Origin of the sequence: Duganella callida (assembly GCF_004614165.1) — a bacterium.
GTDB lineage: Bacteria > Pseudomonadota > Gammaproteobacteria > Burkholderiales > Burkholderiaceae_D > Rugamonas > Rugamonas callida.
This window is the reverse complement of the sequence record NZ_SPVG01000206.1, coordinates 1-3102: the sequence shown is the minus strand read 5'-3', so window position 1 is coordinate 3102 and position 3102 is coordinate 1. Positions and strand designations below refer to the sequence as shown.

Genomic DNA, 3102 nt, shown 5'->3' with positions numbered 1-3102 from the left:
AGGGACGAGAAACTGACGCCCAACCAGGTGGCCGAGCTGGACCGCCAATGGCAGGCGGTGGCCGAGGCGGCCGCATCGGGCTCCGGCACGGCCGCGGCGGCCTGGCTGGGTTCGGTGGCACGCTTAAAGAGGAAATCAAACATGGTGCGCTATGAGGAGGCTAAAACCACCATCATAGCAAAGCACGACGACTTTGCCCGGCAAGGGCGCTATGAAGGCGGTTATTTCATGATCACATCGTCATGCGACTTGTGTCGCACGGCGGCACGGCTGGACGGCGCCGGCGCCTCGTCCAGTTGAACTACCGGCAATACCTGCAGGCCCGGGATGGAAATCTGGCGCTCGTCGGCCTCGCCGTCCGGCAGCGCGCGCCGCCGCGCCGCCACCCGGGCCGCTTCCACCGGCGGCAGGCCCGAGCGTTTCATCTCGTCCAGATGCTTGTCGTGCATCATCAACTGGTTGGCGATCGAGAACCAGGTCTCGCCGGCGATCGCCTGGCGTGCCAGCCCGAACAACTCCTGCTCTTCCTTTTCCAGCCGCTTCAGCAACGCGGTGCAGAAGCCGTCGATGCTGTCGCATACTTCGCTGACCTGGTCGTCGCGCACCTCGGCCAGCGCGCCCAGCTTGTCCTGCAGCAGGCGGATCGCGGTCAGCGCCGACTGGTTCAGGCGGTTGAGCTCGTCCAGCAGCTGCCCGGCGCGCTCGCTGGCCTCGCGCATGGCCGGGATCAGGTACATCTCGGTCTTGCGCCAATGGAAGGCTTGATACAGCGTATTCAGGTTCTCGCACGCGTATTCGAGTTGCGACAGCGTCAGGCTGTTCTGCTGCATCAGCGTGTTGCGCACATACTTCTGAAACGATAGCAGACTCAGACGAACGCTGGCTTGTTCGACGGACAGGGCTACCAAGGTGTATGTGGCGGTTAACATTCTGACTCCCAGGGCTTGTGAGGTGGTGGAAGTAAAAGTGTAAATATTCCCGACAGCGACGCTTTGAGCTAGAACAAACCCACCCACGCGTTTTTGTTATGCCAATATATCTCAACCCGGCGGTGATTGCGACGGCTATTGCAATCTATCTGAGGCCGAGTTGCAGCCGCACCATACCGGCTTCCGGATGAGACTGCACGACGCCGCCAAAACGGCGGATCAGGTTTTGCACCCCGGTGTTTTCCGCCAGCGCGTCGCCGACGATTTCGCCGGTGCCGTGGGCGCGAAAATAATCGACCAGCTTCTGGAACAGGATGTGGCCCAGGCCCCTGCCTTTCAGATCGGAACGCACGATCACGGCAAATTCCGCCGACTGGTTGTCGGCGTCGGTCACGGCGCGCACCACGCCCAGGGTTTCCGGCTGACCGTCGGCGCCGCTGCGGGTGGCGATGAAGGCCATGGCGCGGTCGTAGTCGATCTGCGTCAGCCGCGCCAGTTGCGCCGGCGGCAGCTCGCGCATGGCGGAGAAGAAGCGCAGGCGCACGTCGTCGCTGTCGAGCGCATTGAAGAACAGCTGGTGCTGTGGCGCGTCCTCCGGGCGGATCGGCCGCAGCAGGATCTCGCCACCGTCCCACTGCATGCGCTGCTCCAATTCCTGCGGATAGGGCCGGATCGCCAGCGTGCGCCGCGCGCGGGCGCGCGCCAGGTGCAGCTTGGCGCCCAGCGCCACCACGCCGCCGCCGATGGCCAGCAGCGGATTCAGATCGAGTGCGGCCAGCTCCGGCAGGTCGGCCACCATGTCGGCCACCTGCACCAGCGTGCGGCTCAGCGCTTCCGCGTCGGCCGCGGTCTGGCCCTGCGCCAGCAGGCGCGAGACGCGGGTGCGCCCGACCAGGTCGCGCGCCAGCGTCATGTTCAGCGGCGGCAGGCCGGCCGCGCGGTCGGCCGCCACCTCGGCCGCGATGCCGCCCTGGCCGAAGAACACCACCGGCCCGAAGACGGAATCGGCGCCGATCTGGATGCGCGCCGCCGCCAGCGTCGGCCCGGTCAACAGCGCTTGCTGCGGCGTCGCCAGCGCGATGCCGTAGGCCGCCAGCAAGGTGCGCGCGTCGGCGTCGGACAGGTCGCTGCGGCCGGACGCCAGCGCAGACTGCACCAGGCTGCGCGCGGCCGCGCGTTCCTCGGCGCCGGTGGTCGGCACGCCGGCCGGCACTTCCATCAGCAGTTCCTGGTTGCGGCGGTACTGGGCGATCTGCAGGAAGCCCTTGACGGCCTTCTCCGGCGTGTCGTAGGTCGGCAGGCCGGCCCGCGCGAACACGCGCCGCGCCTGCGCCACCGAGCTGCCGCCCAGCCAGCAGGACAGCACGTTCTTGTCGGCCGCCTGCATGATGGGCGCCACCGCCTCGGCGATCAGTTCGCTGGCCACCATCGCGGTCGGCGCATGCAGGAACAGCAGCGCGTCGGCCTGCGGTTCGCGCAGCAGCGTCTCCACCGAGCGGGTGTACAAGCCGACCTGGGCGTCGGCCAGAAAGTCGACCGGATTGCTTTGCGGCGCGCCGGCCTGCGCCAGCTGCTTCAAGGTCGACGCCGACAAGGGCGCCAGTTGCGCGCCGCTGCACGCCAGCGCATCGGCCGCGATCAGCCCCAGGCCGCCGCCGTTGGTCAGCACCGCCAGCCGCTCGCCGCGCTGCGGACGCTGGCGCGCCAGGGTTTCCACCGCGTCGAACAGGTCTTCGGTGGAGTGCACGCGCAACATGCCGGCGCGCCGTATCGCCGCGTCGAACACCAGGTCGGCGCCGGGCTCGGGATCGCGGCCGATTTTCAGCACGATCACCGGCTTGCCGCGCGCGGCGACGCGGCCGGCCGACATGAACTTGCGCGCATTGCTCACGTGTTCGATGCACAGCAGGATCGCTTCCGTGCCGGCATCGGCGGCCAGGTAATCGAGCAGGTCGCCGAAATCCACGTCGGCCGCATCGCCCATGGCGACAAAGCGCGAAAAGCCGATGCCGCGCTGGCCGGCCCAGTCCAGCACCGCGGTCGCCAGCGCGCCCGATTGCGAGACGAACGCCAGCCGCCCCGCGCCGGCCGCCATCTGGGTGAAGCTGGCGTTCAGGCCCAGCGCCGGCGACTGCAGCCCGGCGCTGCCGGCGCCGAGGATGCGCAACAGCTG

2 protein-coding genes are annotated in these 3102 nt (G+C 68.1%); both read right to left on the bottom strand.

Annotated elements, in window-relative coordinates:
* Positions 1 to 221: 221 nt before the first annotated feature.
* A complete protein-coding gene (locus tag E4L98_RS20710; RefSeq protein ID WP_229257492.1) occupies positions 222 to 929 on the bottom strand; it encodes a hemerythrin domain-containing protein in 708 nt (235 codons plus the stop codon).
* A gap of 145 nt (positions 930 to 1074) precedes the next feature.
* Positions 1075 to 3102 (bottom strand): bifunctional acetate--CoA ligase family protein/GNAT family N-acetyltransferase (locus E4L98_RS20705; RefSeq protein WP_135203435.1); only part of this gene is annotated, 2028 nt, incomplete at its 5' end.